Here is a 20,333-nt window from a genome sequence, read left to right on the forward strand (position 1 = left end):
ATGTAAATGCTGGTTTATTGCCCTTGCTTATAAATGATTTATTTATCACTTTTAAGCCTGTTATTCTTTGATTATCTTCAATAAATGTCTTTTTTCATCGAGTTTAGGCACCTTAAGCTCGATAACTTCTTTCACCACAAATCCATTTGGAATATGTTGCATCTCTTCATCATTCAACTGGCCTTTAAGTGCATAAAACTGTCCGTGTTCAGCGGGGAGATGATGGCACCAAGTCAGCATATCTTGGATTGAGGCAAATGCACGACTTAATACGCCGTCGAATTTATCCTCCGGTTGATAAGCTTCTACGCGGCTTTCAACTGAGCTGATGTTATGTATGCCTAATTCAAAGGACACTTGTTTTTGAAAACGAATACGTTTACCTAAGCTGTCCAATAACACAAATTGTTTATCGGGGTTCATAATGGCTAACGGGATCCCAGGTAAACCCGGTCCAGTGCCTACATCGATAAAACATTCACCTTGCAGGTGTTTTGAAACTACTAAACTGTCCATGATATGACGGATCAGCATAGCTTCGGGATCTCTCACCGATGTCAGGTTATAGGCTTTATTCCATTTGTTGAGCATGCCAACAAAATCAATTAGTTGTTTTTTCTGCTCGGCGGTGGCGGGCAAATTAATTTCGGCTAAATAAGCCTCTAACTGGGCAGATAACACTGAGCAACCTCAACAAATATACGATTATGAACGCGAAGGCTATTATGAAGCCCGAAAACGATGAAGGGAAGCCTGAATGCTTCCCTTCTATGACCTAAACAGCGATTAAGCTAGCTTTTACGCACTCTTACGTAATAAGCCACGCTTTTTAAGGTGAACCAACAAAATTGAAATAGCCGCAGGCGTAATACCAGAGATCCGTGAGGCTTGGCCTATGGTTTCTGGTTTATGGTTATTTAACTTAGCAATCACCTCATTCGACAAGCCCGGTACTTCTTTGTAATCGAGCGTCAAAGGTAAACCTGTGTTCTCATTACGCACAGCTTTGTTGATCTCTTCCTGCTGACGTTGAATATAACCAGAATACTTAACTTGGATCTGAACTTGCTCAGCCGCCTGTGGGTCTTCAAGCCCTGGACCAAAACCTTCGATCTGCATCAACTTGCTGTAATCCATTTCTGGACGACGCAGTAATTCTTCAAATGATGCTTCGCGAGAGATCGGCGTATTCAAGTGTGGGTTTAACGCATGGATCAAAGGTGAATTTGGATGCACCCATTGAGCGCGCAAACGTTGTAACTCAAGTTCGATCGATTCTAACTTCTCACTAAATGCCGCCCAGCGAGTGTCGTCAACTAAACCTAATTCGCGGCCTTTTGCCGTTAAGCGAATATCAGCGTTATCTTCACGGAGTAACAAACGGTATTCGGCACGGCTAGTAAACATGCGGTACGGTTCTTTGGTACCCAGAGTCGATAAATCATCAACTAGTACTCCAAGATACGCTTCGTCACGGCGTGGACACCAGGCTTCTTTGCCTTGTATTTGCAGTGAGGCATTCATGCCTGCTAATAAACCTTGAGCACCGGCTTCTTCATAACCTGTAGTGCCGTTTATTTGGCCAGCAAAGAATAAACCGTTGATTGCTTTGGTTTCTAATGAGTTTTTCAGATCTCTTGGATCGAAATAATCGTATTCGATCGCATAACCTGGACGCATGATTTCTGCGTTTTCCATGCCTTTGATCGAACGTACTAAATTCAACTGTACATCGAAAGGTAAGCTAGTAGAGATCCCGTTAGGATAGATCTCATTGGTATTTAAACCTTCTGGTTCGATGAAGATCTGATGCGAAGATTTATCCGCAAAACGGTGGATCTTGTCTTCAATCGATGGGCAATAACGTGGACCAATACCTTCGATGACGCCTGAATACATAGGGCTTCTGTCTAAACCACCACGAATAATTTCATGGGTTTTTTCATTGGTGTGAGTGATCCAGCAAGAAATTTGCTTTGGATGATGACTGACATCGCCCATAAACGACATCACAGGCAATGGAGAATCGCCTTTCTGTTCAGCCATTTGAGAAAAATCAATCGTGTTTGCATCGATACGTGGTGGGGTACCTGTTTTTAAACGGCCGACTCGGATCGGTAATTCACGTAATCGATTTGCTAAAGCAATCGCTGGTGGATCGCCTGCACGGCCACCGCTGTAGTTTTCTAAGCCTATATGAATTTTGCCGCTTAAGAATGTACCTGTTGTTAATACAACAGCTGGAGATTCAAAGGCTAAACCCATTTGGGTAACTACACCAACTACTTGATGATTTTCAACAATTAAGTCATCTACGGCTTGTTGGAAAATACGTAAGTTAGGTTGGTTTTGTAATATATTTTGGATTTTTTGACGATACAGTGCACGGTCAGCTTGTGCACGTGTTGCTCGTACTGCTGGGCCTTTACTTGAATTTAAGGTTCTAAATTGGATCCCTGCATAATCGGTTGCGATTGCCATTGCACCACCTAAGGCGTCAATTTCTTTCACTAAATGGCCTTTGCCTATGCCACCGATCGCTGGATTACATGACATTTGTCCTAACGTATCGATATTGTGCGTTAGTAATAATGTTTTTGATCCCATTCTTGCTGCTGCCAACGCGGCTTCAGTTCCGGCATGACCACCACCAACAACAATAACATCAAACCGTTCATGAAAATGCATGCCACTACCTTCAATTGCTAAGAGACTCAGTACGAGCCGAGCATTTTAGCATTTGCTTCGTCTTAGGTGAATGATCATTTTACGCTGTTCGATCGAGATGATCCGGACTAATAGATCTTAAGATCTTTATATAGATCTTCTTATTATGTTTACTATTAGGATCGCGTTTTTCTGTGCATAACCCAAATTCATGATATAAATCATTAATTAGCGCGATCTTGATCCTGTGATCTGATCGCGATCTAACGTCATTAAACATGGGGATAGATCGCCTACTTACCCACAAGGCGGATCATTAAGCAGATCGGACTGTGAATAGTACAGAGGTTGATCAGATCTAAATAATAGCTTATCCACATGTTTATACTTTAAATAAGTAAATTGTGGATAAATAGGATCTAAACTGTACATAGATCGGGACCTTATCCAATAAGCGATCTTAAATGTCCTGTTGCCATTGTACTAACCATGCAAGGGCTGGGTCTTCCGGCACAGGATCAAGCTGTACATCGATCTGGATCTTATCCACAAAGGCTTTTGCATCGCAGTCTTGAATGGCCGAAATTAATTTTTCTGGGCCTTGGCAAAAGGTATCGTAACTTGAGTCACCAATTGCACATAAGGCAAAGTTTACTTGGCTGAGATCCGGTTTTTGCTCGGTAATTTCGTTGAAAAAAGGCTGAATATTATCTGGAAGATCACCAGCTCCATGAGTTGATGACACGATAATCCACAGTGCATGGGTGTCTATTTCGCACAATGTTGGGGTTAAATGAACTTGAACTTGGTGTCCTTGCTCCGTTAACTGGGCCATCATTTCGTCGGCAACATACTCTGCACTGCCCAATGTTGTACCAACGATTACTTCAATCTTTGCCATTATGATTTCTCAGTGTGTTGTTGTTTTTAAAACTAATTTCAATTAAATAGATAGCTGAATGGCTATTATTATGTTCATCATAAAGGAAATGTGGATAGGACCACAGAAGCAATACGTGATTTTGCAGTTTTTGCATCCTTTATATAAGGTTGGTTTCGCTTACATGTTACCTTTAGCTTCTTGATACATAATTAATATATTTAAAAAGTTAATTTCATTTAAAATCAAATAATTATAATAGGATGATCCATGACAACACCCGTAAATGCGCCCCAGTGGCCACGGCAAATTCCTTACATCATAGCCAGTGAAGCTTGTGAACGTTTTAGCTTTTACGGTATGCGGAATATTCTTACCCCATTCTTGATGACAGCACTTTTGTTGTCTATTCCAGAAGAACTGCGCGGAACTATGGCTAAGGATGTGTTCCATTCCTTTGTCATTGGAGTGTACTTTTTCCCGTTACTCGGTGGTTGGATTGCAGATCGTTTTTTCGGTAAATACAATACTATCTTATGGTTAAGTTTAATTTACTGTGTTGGCCATGCGTTTCTCGCTATTTTTGAACACAGTATTCAAGGGTTTTATACGGGATTATTTTTAATTGCGCTCGGATCGGGTGGGATTAAGCCCTTGGTTTCTTCCTTTATGGGGGATCAATTTGATCAAACCAATAAAACATTGGCGCAGAAAGCGTTTGATCTGTTTTATTTTACGATTAACTTTGGCTCCTTCTTCGCCTCGTTATCTATGCCATTACTATTGAAATATTATGGTGCTGCGGTCGCATTTGGGATCCCTGGTGTCTTAATGTTTATTGCAACTGTGTTCTTCTGGTTAGGCCGCAAACGTTATGTGCATATGCCACCCGAACCGAAAAATCCCCATGGTTTTTTACCCGTTATTCGTACCGCATTGCTCACTAAAATCGCTGGTCAAGCCAACATAGGTTTAGTGTTAGCTTTAGTTGGGATAATTTCTGCAGCGTATGCCTTAGTGAATATTCCAACCTTAGGTATCGTTGCTGGTTTGTGTTGTGCGTTAGTGCTAGTGATGGGATTTGTTGGCGCAGGGGCTTCATTGCAACTCGAACGCGCTAGGGGGATCCATCCGGATATCGCCGTTGATGGGGTACGCTCAGTACTACGGATCTTAATCTTATTTGCGTTAGTGACTCCTTTTTGGTCTTTGTTCGATCAGAAAGCGTCCACATGGATACTGCAAGCAAATGATATGTCTAAACCGGATTGGTTTGAACCCGCCATGATGCAAGCTTTAAACCCATTATTAGTTATGTTATTGATCCCATTTAATAACTTTGTGTTATATCCGGCGATTGAGCGCATGGGGATAAAGTTAACTGCTTTGCGTAAAATGGGGGCTGGGATTGCCATCACGGGCGTGAGTTGGATAGTCGTTGGTAGCATTCAATTGGTGATGGATGGCGGCTCGGTATTATCAATATTTTGGCAGATTGTGCCCTATGCTTTGCTCACCTTTGGTGAAGTATTAGTCTCTGCCACTGGGCTAGAGTTTGCCTACAGCCAAGCGCCTAAAGCCATGAAAGGCACTATTATGAGTTTTTGGACCTTATCGGTGACCGTCGGTAACTTATGGGTGCTACTAGCGAACGTCAGTGTGAAAAGTCCGGCAGTGACGGAACAAATTGCCCAGACGGGGATTAGCATTACCGCATTTCAGATGTTTTTCTTTGCTGGTTTTGCCATCTTGGCGGCATTGATGTTTGCGCTTTATGCAAGATCCTATCAAATGCAAGATCATTACCGCCACGTCGAATCATGAGTTAGTCGATGAGTGGAAATATTCAGTTGTAGATAAAAAATCAGCCCATATTGTATGGGCTGATTTATATGGAAATAATATTAAGGTTAGTTATTTTCCGATACAGAAACTAAAAATGTAAAACTATTCAAATTGTTAGAAGAATATTGGCGCACATGTGGAGTGCAACTCATTTGTCGGGTTTTGTCATGGAAGTATCTATTCTAGGGGATTCTCAACATTTTTAAAGTGGGATATCTGGGAAAGTGGGAAAAGAATATAAACTGCTATTGTTACCCATTTTGAAGTTTGTAATGTCAGTACAAACTATTGATTTTTAATAATTATTTATCAAAATAGCTTGCATTTTACTACCTCCATGCGAATCTTTATAAAGCAGGAGGTAATCATGAAAAAATACCCATCTTTATCATTAATCGCTTTATGTGTGTCCTTGTCTGGTTGCGTAACTGGACCCCGTCATTATGCTCAAGATGAATCTCGGGCTTTAAATCTAGCGCGAGCCGGGGGCATCTACGATTTGGATTTGAGAGATTCCCACGATGGTGTCCACTCTTATAGCAAGGGTATGTTGGTTCCATTGCTTGATCTCGCCAGGCTAACGACTTCATTTGATGATCCGCTTAGGCGTCTTTCTGGTACGCAGACGTTCGCGTTTAACGCTACCGATATAATGATGACACCAGACAATCCCTCGGCTAGACCAAGTCTAATGGGATGGATGCCCGCATCTGCTGCTACTTCAGAATCTCAGGCTTATGAGAAATACGTGCATCTTGTCGACCAGGCTATCCAGCATGTGGCCGATGATATGGCGTTGAATGTCACTAAACTGAGTAATGTAGAAACACCGGAAATTGATGGCCATCCCATGATTCTTTGGTCTGTTGAAAGCGCTGAGCATGGATGCGGTATTGGTCAATGTGTGGTTGCTTACAACATTACGACTCCTTATCTCTGGAAGAGCCCGCTCTATATTAAAGGTGGTGAGTCCGAAAGCTATAACATCGTCGCCAATCACTCGAAGAACTATTCTCGCTTTGTTTTCCGCCAGTCAGGCCAACAAGACTTTCCAGTTGATGAGTTTTATAGAGCCGTCAGTGCTGCATTGCCATCGTGGATGGTGATCTATTACCCACCTAACCTTGTGGTTCAGGATGGCCAATCTCTCCCATATCCAGTGCTGTATGAACAAGGAAAACAACTGTTGTTTAAGGAGCCTGCTTTATGAATAGTGAATATCAGGATCTAGACAATATTGTTCTGGCGATGGATGAACTCCAAACTGACCCCATAATTATTACCTACCTGATCAGTCATCTACTGACGAGAGATTAGGTGTTTCATCAACCTAGAGTGGGATGTGTCAAATGCAAGAGCACGGGAGAATTAGTCTATCCACATAGTTGGATTGAGCTTCCTGGCGGTTGGATTGTTGATCTCAGACTGAATCAGACTTTCAACACATTAGACAGCTATCCGCACGGCATTTTTGAGCCATCATCCTATCGTAACCTTCAGTATTTTGGCATGCCTCTTATAGTCCCTGAATTCGAATTATCTGAACTCGATGAAATGACTGATTCTATGTTTTCCAAGTTATTCAGTTTACAGGGAATGGATATTCGAGTGAGCGGAGGTCGTTATGACTGCATTTGACTGGGGAATGCTTGCGCTATTCCTATTTTTTAGTTTGGTCACCTTCTGGTGTCTTTACAGCTATAGCGCCAATCAGAAATTGTCAGGCCAAGACAAACCTCAAACCGAAGAGTTGGAGGGGAAACATGAGTCAAAATCTCAAAAATGATTTAGTAAATATAGTGTTGCTTGGTGTTTTGCTACTGGGATTGATGCTAGCTCAAGACTCTGGATGGGGATTCTTGCTCGCAGGTTTGCCATTGGTCATTTGGTGCTTTAAAGCTTTCGCATTTATCCAACGCAGATGGTGGTTAGCCGTTCCTTTTTGGTGTGCGCTCACTTATTTGTGTTGGCAAATGTCATTGGCACTTTGGGCTGGCTATCTATTCGTTGCGTTTGTCAGAAATATGATGAAGTTAAATCAAACCTACCCAATACCAAGTCGTCATAAACGAATGAAACCAGATAGTTCCGTTTTCAAGGATAGTTTTGATTACGACTATAGAAACCATATTGGGTTTGATGATTGATTTTGGCACTTAGCTGGTTCCTTTTGAGTACACATCAACGGAACTAGCCATCAGACTGGTTTTACTACCAACAGAACCACCTAAACCAGACCAGAGATAAAGTACCACTTATAACAGACTGTGGAGATCAAGATGTTAATTCGAGCTTACCTTCGCGCATCAACCAAAGAACAAAATGCTGAACGGGCACGAGAATCCCTCATCCAGTTTGCTGCTCAGCATGGCCAGCTAATCGCTGCCTTTTATATTGAGAATGTTTCTGGTGCCACGTTGCACCGGCCAGAGTTGATGCGTTTGATTGCCGAGTCAGGCGAGGGTGACATTGTGCTAGTTGAACAGATCGACCGTCTGGCGCGGCTCAAGCAAAGTGATTGGGATACGTTGAAACAAAAGCTGGCCAGCAAACGCCTAGCCATTGTTTCACCGGAACTTCCCACCAGTTGGCTGGCTTTACAACAACATAGCGAAACTGACTTTACCGGCGCTATTTTACAGGCGGTTAATGCCATGATGTTGGATATGCTCGCCGCAGTTGCCCGCAAAGATTATGATGACCGGCGACGTCGTCAATCTCAGGGAATCGCAAAGGCTAAAGTTGATGGAAAATACAACGGGCGTCAACCAGATCTCAAACGACACCAGCACATAGCTAGCCTATTGAAGACCGGCCATAGCTATAGTGACATTCAGGATATGTTGGGGTGTTCGCGGCACCTGATTGCAACTATCTCGAAGAATATCGGTTGTACAGAGCAGTAATTCCACTACTTTCTGCCGTATCATTTTCTTGATTACGGCAATTCAAAATCCTCACACTGATAATCTGTTCTCATTACCCTAAAAAATTACATTTCAACTCAAATAAGTTGAGAAAAATCATAATCGTGATAGGGTAAGCTGTAGTGACTACCCTAAGTTTTAATGGTTAAAAATCATACTTCAATCAATATGTTGTGATTGAACTTTTCAATGTAATAAAACGCAAATGTGTGAATACTCTCGTGGAGAAAGCATGATCCGCTGCCACCTTGCCCGTTTAATGGGCGAACATAAAATGCGTATTAGTGATGTGATGCGCGAAACCGGCCTAAGCCGCACCACCATCACACTACTTTATAAGGAAACCGCGCTAAAAGTGGACCTAGACGCACTAGATAAGCTGTGTGATTTATTTAACTGCAACATACAAGAACTGCTAGAAAAATCGCCTGCGGAATCCGTAGGAAATGAGTAAACAATGACCCTAATTAACATCAAAGACCTCGAAGCACACCTTTGGCACGCAGCCCATATCATTACCGGGCCTATCGATGCTTCAGACTACAAAACCTATATTTTTCCGATCCTCTTTTTCAAACGTATCTGCGATGTGTACGACGAAGAATATCTCGAAGCAATGGAGCAAGTGGGTGACGCTGAGCTCGCCAAAGGCGATATGTTCCATCGCATCCAAATTCCTGAATATTGTCATTGGAGAGATGTATTTTCTGAGATCAAAGACATCGGCCAGACATTAAAAGATGCTTTTCGTGGTATCGAAATGGCTAATCCCAAACTACATGGAATCTTCGGTGATGCCAGTTGGACCAATAAAGAACGTTTATCTGATGAACTGCTTGCTACCTTGCTCAACCATTTCAACAAGGTAAATCTTGGTGTTGCGTCCGTTCGCAACGACGACATGGGCCGGGCATACGAATATCTGATTAAACGCTTTGCTGACAAGGCCAACAAAAAGGCGGGGGAGTTTTACACTCCTCGTACTATTGTTCGCTTGATGGTCAATATTCTTGACCCACAAGCAGGTGAAGGCGTTTATGACCCTGCGTGTGGTACTGGTGGCATGCTGCTGGAAACCATCCACCACGTTAAAGAGAACGGCGGTGATCCACGCCTACTAAAAATAAAAGGCCAAGAAAAGAACCTGACCACTGAAGCCATTGCCCGTATGAACCTTTTCCTGCATGGACAGGAGGATTTTCATATCGTTCGGGGTGATACGCTGCGTGATCCTAAATTCCTTAAGAATGATCGTTTAGAAACCTTTGATTGTGTTATCGCCAACCCGCCATTTAGTTTGAAAGAGTGGGGATATGATAACTGGAGTGCTGACCCTTATGGCAGGGCTAAATATGGTTTAGCCCCTAAAACCAACGGTGATTTTGCTTGGGTGCAACATATGTTTGCATCTTTGAACGAGAGTGGTCGCATGGCGGTGGTATTGCCACACGGGGTGCTATTCCGTGGTGGTGCTGAAGGTAAAATTCGCGAGAATTTACTCAAAGAAAACCGAATTGTCGCTGTCATCGGCGTTGCTTCTAACCTGTTTTATGGCACCGGTATTCCGGCTTGTATTTTAGTGCTGCGCAAACAAAGGCCTTTAGCTCACCAAGATCACGTGCTGATCATCAATGCTGAAGAGATTTTTACCAAAGGCCGGGCACAAAATACCTTGTCAGAAACCCAAGCGGACGACATTTATGAGATTTATCGGCAGATGCGCACCAAAGGCCCTGAAGCTGATGACATCGAAGGCGTTGCGCGTTGGGTTCCCCATAGTGAAATTGAAGAAAACGACTTCAATTTAAATATTGCACGTTATGTACAAAAACCGCTTGAAGAAGAAACCATTACAGTGGAAGAGGCCCTAAAAGACTTCCAACAAAAGCTGGCCGCCTTAGAGCAAGCTGAAAATGAACTGGAAGCACTGCTGATCAAGGAAGGGTTTGAACTATGAGCAAAAAGCTCACTGTGATGGTGTCATCCACAGTTTATGGCGTAGAAGAGTTGCTCGACCGCGTATATTCACTACTAACCGCCTTTGGTTATGAAGTTTGGATGTCGCATAAAGGCACAGTGCCGGTATCGTCCAATGAAACCGCCTTTGAAAGCTGCTTAAAAGCAGTAGAAAAATGTGATCTGTTTTTAGGCATCATTACCCCACAATATGGCAGTGGCGTTGATGCAACTGGCCTATCTATTACCCATAAAGAGATGAAAAAAGCCATCGAGCTCAATAAACCTCGCTGGTTTCTAGCGCATGATCAAGTTGTGTTTGCGCGCCGCTTATTAATAGATTTAGGTTACAAAACCCAAGAACAGCGCTCAGAATTGACATTGCGCAAAGGCGCATCGTCCATTTCCAATATCAAGGTGATTGACTTATACGAAGACGCCACCATGGAACAACTGCCACAGGATGATCGCCAAGGCAACTGGGTGCAAAAGTTCGATCGCGACGACGACGCCAACCTTTTTGTGGTTGCGCAGTTCTCTCGCTATCAAGATGTAGAGCAGCGCCTGACCGAACATTTTCAAAATGTCAGTCAAGTTAGCGCCTCAGTAGGAGTACGCCATGAGTAAAACGGCCGCACAACTGCAACAACTACTGTCGCTGGGCGAAAACCAAACCCTTGAATACCTCACAAGCTACGAGTTAAAACACTGCGGCCCACAAGTTTGCGCTTTTTTAAATACCCAAGGTGGATACCTGCTATGCGGTGTCGATGATAAAGGCCAAATCAAGGGCGTAGAACATGCTGCGCAAGTGGCTGAACAGCTAGAAAGCCAGCTTAAATCGGCGATTCAACCGCCAGTACTGTTTTCGGTAGAAGTACAGGAAGTCGAAAACAAACAGCTATTAATTGTTGAAGTGCCGGCCGGAAAAGACATCCCTTACGCCTTTAACAGTGACATCTACATACGTGCAGGCGAGCAAACCAAAAAAGCCGATGTCGATACCATCCGCGACATGGTCATGCGCAAGCAAGTAGAACCTACCCGCTGGGAGCGTTTGTTCTCGTCTGAACTCGACGAACAAGGTTTATCAACCAGCGCTTGTAACAAGCTGTTATCCGCCAAACGCATTCCCAAAGAAGTAGCGCAAGCAGAACAAGGCTTACTGCACCAGTTGCAACTATTATCGTTGGCCAAATACGGCCGTTTAACCAATGCCGCCGATGTGTTACTGGCCAGTGCGCCGGGTAAACGCCATCCGCAAGCTCGCGTGCGCGCTGTATGTTATCGCCATAAGGCCGACGACGAATATCAGGATTTACAGCACCTCGATGGCCCAATGGCCGACGTGATCGAGCAGCTCATTACCTTTGTTATGCGCAATACGCCATCGCGCGCACGTTTTAGCAGCGCCAATAATCAGCGCGAAGATATCCCCATGTACCCGGAACAAGCGGTACGCGAAGCCATTGTAAATGCCTTTGCCCACCGCGATTACAGCAACTTTGCCGGTGGTATTAAGGTCGAAGTTAGCCCTGTGCACCTGAAAATTTGGAATGCGGGTGCTTTTCCGCAAGGCATAGACGAGAACAAAATTCGGCAAGGCCATATCTCGGTACTGCGTAACCCCGACATCGCCCACGGTTTATACCTACAGGGCTATATGGAAAAGCTTGGCCGCGGCAGTGTGGTGATCCAAGAGGCCTGTAAAGAGGCGGGCCTCCCCGAACCGAAATGGCACTCAGACAGCACATCCGGCGTGACCTTGACGCTGTTCGCCCCGGAAGTTACCCCGGAAGTTACCCCGGAAGTTACCCCGGAAGTTACCCCGGAAGTTACCCCGGAAGTTGCGAAGCTCCTACTGGCAATTAAAGGTGAGCAGTCACGAATGGAATTACAGGATTCCTTGACCCTAAAAGATGCCGAACACTTCCGTAAAAACTACTTAAAGCCGGCACTGGAGATAACCCCTGTCTTGGTAGAAATGACCATTCCAGACAAGCCAACCAGCCGTAACCAAAAATACCGTTTAACCGCGCTTGGGTTGCAAGTAAAGCAACAAGTACAACAGCAACTAAGCGATAAGAAGACATCATGAGCGCATTAAATAAGAAAAAATTAGAGGATTTACTCTGGGGCGCGGCCGAGCTATTACGCGGCCAAATCGACGCCTCAGACTACAAGCAGTACATCTTCCCGCTGCTATTTTATAAGCGCCTGTCGGATGTGTATTTGGAAGAATACACCGAAGCATTGGAGATCCATGAAGGCGATGCCGAATACGCCGCCATGCCGATGTTCCACCGTTTTGATATTCCTAAAGAAGCCAGTTGGGAAAAGGTGCGCCACACCAGCAAAAACATCGGTGAAGCCATTCAAAACGCGCTGCGTCTAATTGAAGCCAACAACCCCCGTTTGCACGGCGTGTTTGGCGATGCCCAGTGGACCAATAAAGAGCGTCTACCGGATCACTTGCTTTCTGATCTAATTGAGCACTTCAGTAAAATTCCGCTTGGGATTAAATCGGTCGCTCAGGATGACCTAGGTGAAGCCTACGAATACCTAATCAAAAAATTCGCCGACGATTCTGGCCACACCGCCGCCGAGTTTTATACCAACCGTACCGTGGTGCATTTAATGACACGGATTATGGGTTTAAAACCCGGTGAATCGGCTTACGACCCAACCTGCGGCACCGGCGGTATGTTGTTGAATGCGGTAATGGATTTACGTTCTCAGGGCAAAGAATGGCGTTCCGTTCATTTGTATGGGCAAGAATTGAACCTGCTCACCTCAGCTATAGCCCGTATGAACATGTTCCTGCACGACATTGAAGAATTCGATGTGCTGCGCGGCGATACCCTGGCTGAGCCCAAGTTTATTGAAAACGATCAACTCAAGCAGTTTGACGTGATATTCGCTAACCCGCCATATTCGATTAAAAAGTGGAACCGCGACAAGTTCGCCGCTGACCCTTACGGCCGTAACCTTTACGGTGTACCACCTCAAGGTTGCGCCGACTATGCGTTTTACACCCACATCATCAAAAGCCTAAAACCCGACACGGGCCGCGCTGCTATGCTCTGGCCGCACGGCGTGTTGTTCCGTGATTCCGAGCAAAGCATTCGTAAACAAGTGATTGAGTCGGACATTATCGAAGCGGTGATTGGCCTTGGGCCAAACCTGTTTTACAACTCGCCGATGGAATCCTGCGTGGTGGTGCTTAATTGCAATAAACCCGTCGAGCGCAAAAACAAGGTGTTGTTTATCAATGGCGTGGAACACGTTACCCGCGAGCGTGCCCACAGTCGCTTGTCTGATGAGGATTTGGCCGTACTGTGCGAGGCGTACTTTGAACCCAATAAGCAAAGCGATATTACCGCCTTGGTCGATATTGATACCCTTAAAGAGAACCTCTACAACCTATCGATACCTCTCTATGTGCAGGCACAAAATGATGGCGAAGTGCACAATATTGAACATGCCATCGAGGCATGGAAAGTTAGCCGTGTGCAATTGAAAAAACAGACCAATAAGTTATTCAAAAGCCTAAAAGAGCTTGGTTTTGAAGTTAACGGTGGAGAAGTGCAGCAATGAGTGATAAACAAACCGTTAAATTTGGTGATATTTGCCGCGAAGTAAAGCTCACCACCAAAGACCCAATTGCCGATGGCTATGAGCGTTACATTGGTTTAGAGCACTTGGATTCTGGTTCGCTCAAGATTAAACGCTGGGGAATGATTGCCGAAGATAACCCAAGCTTTACCCGTGTCTTTAAGAAAGGTCATATTCTTTTTGGTAAGCGCCGCCCTTACCTAAGAAAGGCTGCAATTGCTGAATTCGACGGAATCTGCTCCGGCGATATCCTCGTCTTGGATGTTAAAAAAAACTCCATTCCGAAAGACGTCTTTTATTATTTAGTTAGTTCTGATGTTGTTTGGAACGAGGCAATAAGGTCTTCTTCGGGTTCTCTTTCACCAAGAACCAAGTTCAACTCATTGAAGCAGATAGAATTTAATCTTCCAGATAATAGTCAACTAGTTTCTTGTGGAGATTTTATTCAGCAAGCAAAACAAGTGATATCTAAATCCAGATTTTTATCTTCTTCCGGAAAGTATGCGGCCAATTCAAGCATTAGGTGCTTATTGAGATATGGGTATGAAGATACGAGCTTAGCAAGTTTCGATAAATTAGGTGCAATTCCATCTCATTGGGAATGGAAGCAGCTAGACAGCTTATCAAAAAAACATGAGCCAGCAATCAGGACTGGGCCATTCGGTTCAGCTTTAAAAGCTGATCATTGGTGTCAGGAAGGTAGGCCAGTGATTACAATTGGCTGTTTAGGGGAATATGGGTACGATCACTCTGAAGAATTGTATATAGAAGAAGATTATGCACTTCGACTTCAACAATACTCAGTAAAAAAAGGAGATATTGTATTTTCTAGAGTCGCGGACATAGGACGGTCAATATTAATTGGTGATGACGTGTGTTCAGCCATCATATCTTCAAATTTAATGAAAATTTCGCTGGACGAAACAAAAGCCGATCCAAGATTTTACTTTTACTCAATTAAATATTCTCCGATAGTTTTGCATCAAATAAAACGCTTTACTAATTCTGGTGGTAGGTTGTTGGTTACATCTAGGGATTTAAGGAAAATAAAATTTCCTACGCCACCACTGAGCGAACAATTTTCAATAGCTGACGCTATAGAAAAATTATTGGAAGTCACTGAAAGAATAAGTAGCTCTGTTGAACGGCAAGAATTAGTGATTTCAGGGTATGTAAATAGTATTTTTTCTTAATAGGGTTTTTATGTTTAATGAACAAACCGTCACAGAAAATGGAATTATCGACCGTTTAAAAGGTTTAAGCGGAGTAAAGTGGACATACTGCCACGGTGAAAACCTGCCAAAACAAGCGCAGGATATCTTCGTCGATGAGTGGTTAAAAGATGCGTTGTGTTCGTTAAACTCTGATATCGCCAAGCAGCCAGATTATGCAGATGAGGTGATTTACAAACTGCGTGGCGTGGTGCTGGAAGCACGCCACACCGGCCTGGTAAAAGCCAATGAGAACTTTCATGAATGGTTAATGGCCGAAAAGACCTTACCCTTTGGTGAGAATGGCGACCACATCACCATCAACCTGATCGATTTCGACAATATCGACAACAACCACTTTGTGGTGTCGCAACAGGTGCACTATATCGCGGCTACCGAAGTATATTTTGATATTGTGCTCTATGTGAACGGTATTCCACTGGTGGTGGGCGAAGTGAAAACCGCGACCCGCCCGAGTGTGACCTGGCAAGACGGCGCCGCCGATTTTATGGGTGGTAAAAAACACTACTGGAAGAACGTTGAACCCTACTTTGTGCCCAACCTGCTGTGTTTTGCCAGTGAAGGAAAAACCTTTGCTTACGGCGCTATCAACGCCCGGGTAAAAGACTGGGGCCCTTGGCACAATACCGACCTGCGTGAAGACATTTTGCCCGGCTTGGCATCGGTGCTTAATAGCTGTGAGGGCTTGTTAAACCCGCAAACCTTATTGCAGTTACTGGAATCGTTTGCGCTGTTTTCAACCGTTAAAACCGGTAAAAACACGCCACCCAAGCGCATTAAAATTCTACCGCGTTACCCCCAGTTTGAAGCAGCCAAGCAGATAGTAGAGCGTGTGCGCAAAGGCTACCCGAAAAAAGGCCTGATCTGGCATTTCCAAGGTTCGGGCAAATCGTTACTCATGCTCTACGCCGCCAAAATGCTGCGCAGTGACAATACCTTGAAAAACCCCACCGTATTGGTTGTGGTAGACAGGCGTGACCTGGACAGCCAGATCAATGAGACCTTTGGTGGTGCGGATGTTAAGAATCTTATTAAGGTACAAAGTTGCAAAAAGCTCGGCGAACATATCGAACAAGACAGCCGTGGCATTTTAATTACCACCATCTTTAAGTTTAAAGATGTCGAGATAGACGATAGCAACCCCAACGGCCTCAATAACCGCGATAACATCATCGTGTTAGTGGACGAAGCCCACCGCACCCAAGAAGGCGGCTTGGGTGAAAAAATGCGCTGGGCCCTGCCGCAGGCGCACTTCTATGGTTTAACCGGTACACCGATTTCGGGCATTGACCGTAATACCTTTAAGCTATTCGGCGCCGAAGAAGATCCAGGTCGCTACATGAATCGTTACAGCTACAAGCAGTCAATTCGCGATGGGGCAACAAACCCGGTGAAGTTCGAGCCACGCCTGGCAGAACTGCGGGTAGACCGTGATGCCATCAACCAGGAGTTTGAGCAGCTCGCCCAGGAAAATAACCTGGACGAAGAAGAAAAGGCCGCACTATCAAAACGCGCTGGCAAATTAGCGGTGATGCTGAAAGCACCTAAACGCATGGCCGCAGTAAGCTCCGATATAGCCAAGCACTTTACCGACCACGTGAAGCCTAAAAAGATGAAAGGTATGGTGGTGGTGTACGACCGCGATGCCTGCGTGCAAATGTACTACTTGCTGGGTGAAAAGCTCGGCTTTGATGCCGTTGAAGTGGTGATGAACGTTGACCAAGCACCGGTAAAAGTCGAAGAAGGTGGTAAAAAAGACAAGCTCAACAAAGATTGGCGCAAATGGCATGACGAGTTGGAATTGCCAATTCAGCAGTTGGACTTTGAACGTTGGCAACAGATTGACGACGAAGAGCAAACCCAGAAAGATTTGATAGAAAGTTTTAAAGATCCAAAACACCCGTTACAACTGATTATTGTCACGGCGAAGTTGCTTACAGGTTTTGATGCGCCAATTTGCTACTGTATGTACTTAGATAAACCGCTGCGCGATCACACCCTGTTACAGGCTATGTGCCGCACTAACCGTCTGTACGAAACGGACGAAGTTCGTAAAGATATGGGCTTGATCATCGATTACCTCGGCGTGTTTGAAAATCTACGCACTGCGTTAGCCTACAACCCTGAAGAAATTGACGGCGTGGTCGAAGGCATTGAGGCCTTTAAAGAGTTGTTACCGGCCCAGCTAGAGAAGTGTTTATCCTTCTTCCCTGGCGTTGACCGCACCCTAGAAGGCTTCGAAGGCATCATGGCAGCGCAAGAATGCTTACCAACCAATGCAACACGTGATGAGTTTGCCGCGAGCTTTGGCGTATTAGCCAAACTTTGGTCGGCCATTAACCCTGACATCTTCTTAACTCCGTACCGCAAAGACTATAAGTGGTTGGCACAGATTTACGAGTCAGTGCGTCCTGTCGGCCAAACAGGAGCGTTAGTGTGGGCTGCGCTTGGTCCTGAAACTATCAAGATGATCCATGAGCATACCGACATCAACCGCATCCGTGATGATATCGACGAGCTGATTATGGATGAGCACTCAATCTTTACTCTCACAGAAAAAGAGCAAGAGAAGCGCGCTAAGCGTCTTGAAATCGATTTGATGGGACGCTTGCGCGGTAGTGGTGATCCAACCTTCGTTAAGCTTGGAGAACGGCTTGAAAAGCTCCGTCAGGACTACGAAGCGGGTGTAATTAAAGCCATCGACTGGTTAAAAGGCCTATTAGATGCCGCCAAAGACACGGTGCAAGCTGAGCGCGAAACTGGCGAGCATGTGGTTACCGAAGAGGACAATAAGCAGGCTTTAACCAAGCTCTTCTTAGAAACTCGCCCCGAAACCACGCCCAAGTTAATCGGTGATGTGGTTGAGCAAATCGACAAAATCGTCAACGCCACCCGTTTTGAAGGCTGGCAAAACTCTAACAGTGGTCCTAGAGAGATTCAAAAAGCGCTGTTGTTAACGTTGGCTCAGTTTGGCTTGGGTAAAGACAAAGAGTTGTTCCAAAAGGCTTACGGGTACATAGAAGAGCATTATTGATGCGGTATTTTAGTGATTATCGCAACACTATGATGTAAGAAGGCTAATTGTATGACTGATAACATTCCCCAAGCCCCTCAAGGCGAGTTTGTTTTATTCACCAGTGTTGACGGTCAAACTCGCGTCGAGTGTCGTTTTGAATCAGACACCTTGTGGCTTTCTCAGGCTGCAATGGCTGAGCTGTATCAAGTTAGCTCTCAAGCGATCACCCAACACGTAAAAGCTGTCTATTCTGAAGAAGAGCTTGAGCAAATTTCAACTTGTAAGGATTACTTACAAGTTCAACTGGAAGGCGGCAGAGAAGTAAAGCGAAGTATTCGTCACTACAGTCTTCCGGTTATTCTTGCGGTAGGATACCGAGTTCGCTCAACACGTGGCACCCAGTTCCGGCAATGGGCAACCAGAATGTTGCAAGAGTACCTGATCAAAGGCTTCGTCATGGATGACGAGCGCCTGAAAAATCCGCCCGTTGGCTATTCTGCTGTGCCAGATTACTTTGATGAAATGCTGGAACGCATTCGTGATATCCGCGCCAGTGAGCGTCGCGTTTATCTGCGGGTGAAAGAAATCTTTACCATGGCTGCTGATTACGAGCCATCCAACCAAGAGACCAACCGCTTCTTTCAAACCATCCAGAACAAGTTGCATTATGCCTGTACGCAAATGACTGCCGCTGAGCTTATCGCCAACCGAGTCGACGCCAGTAAACCGGATATGGGCCTAACCAGCTATAAAGGTGATGAAGTACGCAAGACAGACGTCACCATTGCCAAGAACTATATGCGTGAAGACGAAATCAAAGAGCTCAATCGTATCGTCAATATGTGGCTCGATTTTGCCGAAGACCAAGCGTTACGCCGTAAGCAGGTGTTCTTGCAGGACTGGGCCGATAAGCTTGACCAGTTTTTAAGTTTTAATGAACGTGACGTACTAAGCGGAGCAGGAAAAATATCCAAGAAAGACGCTGATGACAAAGCGAAATTGGAGTTTGACCGCTTTGCCCAGCAGCGCCGTCGTTTAAAAGAAGCCGAAGGCGCACGGGCCAATATTGCAGCACTCAAGGCCATACTCAAAAAAGATAAATAGCCGATATAGTGCAGCCCTGATCTCTAATGAGTTGAGGGCTGTGTTGTAAGAGGATAACTATAAGGGATTATCCATCTTAAAATCGTCGATATCGCCTGCCATTTTGAATAGATTGGTATCATTCCAACGGCACAGTTGTCTAATCCTCATCAGATTAGCGTTAGTTCTACGGATGATGGCAAAAGCGTCCTCAACTACCTCAATCACAGGTTTTTCCCAGTCTTGTGCTCGGGTAAACGTAGTTTTGGGGTATCGGAAATGCCCATCTCGCGGAAGATAATGGCTGATTACTTGGAATCCGTCAGAATTCTTTTTAGGCTTAAACTGGTTATAAACCCAAAAAATTTCGAGTTTCTTGTTTCTTAGCCTTACACGACAACCAAAATGACCTGGGTAGCCTTCAGAGTTTTTACCTCTATGGTCTCGGTTGTGCTGCCAGAACAAGTCTGCAATTTTTTGTGCTATGTAGAAGTAGCGGAGCTGTTCTATTTCGGTTGATTTATGGGTGTAGTGTAGATATTGCTCTGATATGGTTAGGGAAAAAAGCATAGCGTCATCTTGATTAACGTTTGTGCTATTGGCAATAAAGGTTTCCCAAATATTAATTTGTGTTTCTAGTCCTTTAAATGATTTTGAGAAGGCTTTTATGTACTCAGATTGTGGTTGATTTCCCCCATTTAGTGCGGCACCAAATGTAGCTATCTGTTGTTCTAAAAATGAATGATTTGTGGTCATTACATAATCCTCTGTGTTGTGAATTCAGAGTTAGTCTATTGCTACATACCCACTTTCATCCGCCGTCGTCATGCCTTTTTTGGGCACCTAGGTCTTTTGTTGTCGCGCCTTAGCCAAAAGACCCAGCCAATTCCTTTCCAGATAATTATCTGATGGGGGACCTAGACAGTTTTATTCCATACAAGCGTCATCATCCTCAAAAGACCTAATCCAAATGATTCCACTTTTAATGGGGGACATGGCTTTAAGTGGTGTAAATCGTCAGGTCTCCAAGCTTTCACATGTGAAAGTTTATTCTTGGGGCGTTCACAGGCGCACAAATTGATACGGTAATGTCTGTCAACTCATCAATGGCT

At 44.6% G+C, this 20,333-nt stretch carries 17 protein-coding genes; 13 read left to right on the plus strand and 4 right to left on the minus strand.

Going from position 1 to position 20,333, the window contains the following annotated elements; all coding sequences use genetic code 11:
* Positions 1–60: 60 nt before the first annotated feature.
* The 3 genes from rsmG to mioC all read right to left on the minus strand — a co-directional run bounded on the left by rsmG (position 61) and on the right by mioC (position 3,568).
* A complete protein-coding gene (gene rsmG, locus L5M49_RS16070; protein ID WP_263212659.1) occupies positions 61–681 on the minus strand; it encodes a 16S rRNA (guanine(527)-N(7))-methyltransferase RsmG in 621 nt (206 codons plus the stop codon).
* A 117-nt stretch (positions 682–798) separates the two neighbouring features.
* On the minus strand, positions 799–2,688 hold the full coding sequence (gene mnmG / locus L5M49_RS16075; RefSeq protein ID WP_263209784.1) for a tRNA uridine-5-carboxymethylaminomethyl(34) synthesis enzyme MnmG: 1,890 nt from the start codon (positions 2,686–2,688) through the stop codon (positions 799–801).
* Between the two features lie 439 nt (positions 2,689–3,127).
* Entirely contained in the window at positions 3,128–3,568 is a 441-nt protein-coding gene (mioC, locus tag L5M49_RS16080; protein ID WP_219235712.1) for an FMN-binding protein MioC, read from the minus strand.
* Positions 3,569–3,817: 249 nt separating this feature from the next.
* On the opposite strand from mioC, the gene L5M49_RS16085 reads away from it, so the two are divergent.
* The 13 genes from L5M49_RS16085 to L5M49_RS16145 all read left to right on the plus strand — a co-directional run bounded on the left by L5M49_RS16085 (position 3,818) and on the right by L5M49_RS16145 (position 19,242).
* Entirely contained in the window at positions 3,818–5,371 is a 1,554-nt protein-coding gene (locus L5M49_RS16085; RefSeq protein WP_173248474.1) for an oligopeptide:H+ symporter, read from the plus strand.
* A 388-nt stretch (positions 5,372–5,759) separates the two neighbouring features.
* Positions 5,760–6,602 (plus strand): hypothetical protein, encoded by an 843-nt coding sequence (locus tag L5M49_RS16090; protein WP_011920338.1) that lies wholly within the window; start codon positions 5,760–5,762, stop codon positions 6,600–6,602.
* A 107-nt stretch (positions 6,603–6,709) separates the two neighbouring features.
* On the plus strand, positions 6,710–7,030 hold the full coding sequence (locus L5M49_RS16095; protein ID WP_263266423.1) for a hypothetical protein: 321 nt from the start codon (positions 6,710–6,712) through the stop codon (positions 7,028–7,030).
* Positions 7,031–7,155: 125 nt separating this feature from the next.
* Positions 7,156–7,539 (plus strand): hypothetical protein, encoded by a 384-nt coding sequence (locus tag L5M49_RS16100; RefSeq protein WP_263266424.1) that lies wholly within the window; start codon positions 7,156–7,158, stop codon positions 7,537–7,539.
* A 132-nt stretch (positions 7,540–7,671) separates the two neighbouring features.
* On the plus strand, positions 7,672–8,298 hold the full coding sequence (locus tag L5M49_RS16105; RefSeq protein WP_263179525.1) for a recombinase family protein: 627 nt from the start codon (positions 7,672–7,674) through the stop codon (positions 8,296–8,298).
* A gap of 253 nt (positions 8,299–8,551) precedes the next feature.
* Positions 8,552–8,773, plus strand: coding sequence for a helix-turn-helix domain-containing protein (locus L5M49_RS16110; protein ID WP_115164826.1), 222 nt, complete (start codon positions 8,552–8,554; stop codon positions 8,771–8,773).
* 3 nt (positions 8,774–8,776) lie between these two features.
* The gene (locus L5M49_RS16115; RefSeq protein ID WP_263179526.1) at positions 8,777–10,276 is read left to right on the plus strand and encodes a class I SAM-dependent DNA methyltransferase; all 1,500 of its coding nucleotides are present in this window, start codon (positions 8,777–8,779) and stop codon (positions 10,274–10,276) included.
* Positions 10,273–10,902 (plus strand): DUF4062 domain-containing protein, encoded by a 630-nt coding sequence (locus L5M49_RS16120; protein ID WP_263179527.1) that lies wholly within the window; start codon positions 10,273–10,275, stop codon positions 10,900–10,902. Before L5M49_RS16115 ends, L5M49_RS16120 begins: the two co-directional genes overlap by 4 nt.
* Positions 10,895–12,373 carry an RNA-binding domain-containing protein gene (locus L5M49_RS16125; RefSeq protein ID WP_263201714.1) on the plus strand — a complete coding sequence of 493 codons (1,479 nt, stop codon included), beginning with the start codon at positions 10,895–10,897 and terminating at the stop codon, positions 12,371–12,373. Before L5M49_RS16120 ends, L5M49_RS16125 begins: the two co-directional genes overlap by 8 nt.
* Entirely contained in the window at positions 12,370–13,872 is a 1,503-nt protein-coding gene (locus L5M49_RS16130) for a class I SAM-dependent DNA methyltransferase (RefSeq protein ID WP_263179529.1), read from the plus strand. The genes L5M49_RS16125 and L5M49_RS16130 overlap by 4 nt, the downstream gene beginning before the upstream one ends.
* Positions 13,869–15,083 (plus strand): restriction endonuclease subunit S, encoded by a 1,215-nt coding sequence (locus L5M49_RS16135; RefSeq protein WP_263179530.1) that lies wholly within the window; start codon positions 13,869–13,871, stop codon positions 15,081–15,083. Before L5M49_RS16130 ends, L5M49_RS16135 begins: the two co-directional genes overlap by 4 nt.
* A 10-nt stretch (positions 15,084–15,093) precedes the next feature.
* Positions 15,094–18,156, plus strand: coding sequence for a type I restriction endonuclease subunit R (locus L5M49_RS16140; RefSeq protein ID WP_263179531.1), 3,063 nt, complete (start codon positions 15,094–15,096; stop codon positions 18,154–18,156).
* 51 nt (positions 18,157–18,207) lie between these two features.
* The gene (locus tag L5M49_RS16145; RefSeq protein WP_263179533.1) at positions 18,208–19,242 is read left to right on the plus strand and encodes a virulence RhuM family protein; all 1,035 of its coding nucleotides are present in this window, start codon (positions 18,208–18,210) and stop codon (positions 19,240–19,242) included.
* A 57-nt stretch (positions 19,243–19,299) separates the two neighbouring features.
* Here the strand turns inward: L5M49_RS16145 and mobI are convergent, their stop codons facing one another.
* Positions 19,300–19,977: a conjugative transfer protein MobI(A/C) gene (mobI, locus tag L5M49_RS16150; RefSeq protein WP_263179534.1), complete on the minus strand. Its 678-nt coding sequence runs from the start codon at positions 19,975–19,977 to the stop codon at positions 19,300–19,302.
* Positions 19,978–20,333 lie beyond the last annotated feature (356 nt).

It is taken from the genome of Shewanella sp. SM74, from assembly GCF_025653725.1.
Classification (GTDB): Bacteria; Pseudomonadota; Gammaproteobacteria; order Enterobacterales; family Shewanellaceae; genus Shewanella; species Shewanella oncorhynchi.

What these genes read in the sequence shown, in the direction of transcription:
- mobI (WP_263179534.1), bottom strand. Translation starts at nt 19,977, where the DNA reads ATGACCACAAATCATTCATTTTTAGAACAACAGATAGCTACATTTGGT.
- L5M49_RS16115 (WP_263179526.1), top strand. Translation starts at nt 8,777, where the DNA reads ATGACCCTAATTAACATCAAAGACCTCGAAGCACACCTTTGGCACGCA.
- L5M49_RS16085 (WP_173248474.1), top strand. Translation starts at nt 3,818, where the DNA reads ATGACAACACCCGTAAATGCGCCCCAGTGGCCACGGCAAATTCCTTAC.
- L5M49_RS16135 (WP_263179530.1), top strand. Translation starts at nt 13,869, where the DNA reads ATGAGTGATAAACAAACCGTTAAATTTGGTGATATTTGCCGCGAAGTA.
- L5M49_RS16145 (WP_263179533.1), top strand. Translation starts at nt 18,208, where the DNA reads ATGACTGATAACATTCCCCAAGCCCCTCAAGGCGAGTTTGTTTTATTC.
- mioC (WP_219235712.1), bottom strand. Translation starts at nt 3,568, where the DNA reads ATGGCAAAGATTGAAGTAATCGTTGGTACAACATTGGGCAGTGCAGAG.
- L5M49_RS16130 (WP_263179529.1), top strand. Translation starts at nt 12,370, where the DNA reads ATGAGCGCATTAAATAAGAAAAAATTAGAGGATTTACTCTGGGGCGCG.
- L5M49_RS16125 (WP_263201714.1), top strand. Translation starts at nt 10,895, where the DNA reads ATGAGTAAAACGGCCGCACAACTGCAACAACTACTGTCGCTGGGCGAA.
- L5M49_RS16120 (WP_263179527.1), top strand. Translation starts at nt 10,273, where the DNA reads ATGAGCAAAAAGCTCACTGTGATGGTGTCATCCACAGTTTATGGCGTA.
- mnmG (WP_263209784.1), bottom strand. Translation starts at nt 2,688, where the DNA reads ATGCATTTTCATGAACGGTTTGATGTTATTGTTGTTGGTGGTGGTCAT.
- L5M49_RS16100 (WP_263266424.1), top strand. Translation starts at nt 7,156, where the DNA reads ATGAGTCAAAATCTCAAAAATGATTTAGTAAATATAGTGTTGCTTGGT.
- L5M49_RS16105 (WP_263179525.1), top strand. Translation starts at nt 7,672, where the DNA reads ATGTTAATTCGAGCTTACCTTCGCGCATCAACCAAAGAACAAAATGCT.
- L5M49_RS16090 (WP_011920338.1), top strand. Translation starts at nt 5,760, where the DNA reads ATGAAAAAATACCCATCTTTATCATTAATCGCTTTATGTGTGTCCTTG.
- L5M49_RS16110 (WP_115164826.1), top strand. Translation starts at nt 8,552, where the DNA reads ATGATCCGCTGCCACCTTGCCCGTTTAATGGGCGAACATAAAATGCGT.
- L5M49_RS16140 (WP_263179531.1), top strand. Translation starts at nt 15,094, where the DNA reads ATGTTTAATGAACAAACCGTCACAGAAAATGGAATTATCGACCGTTTA.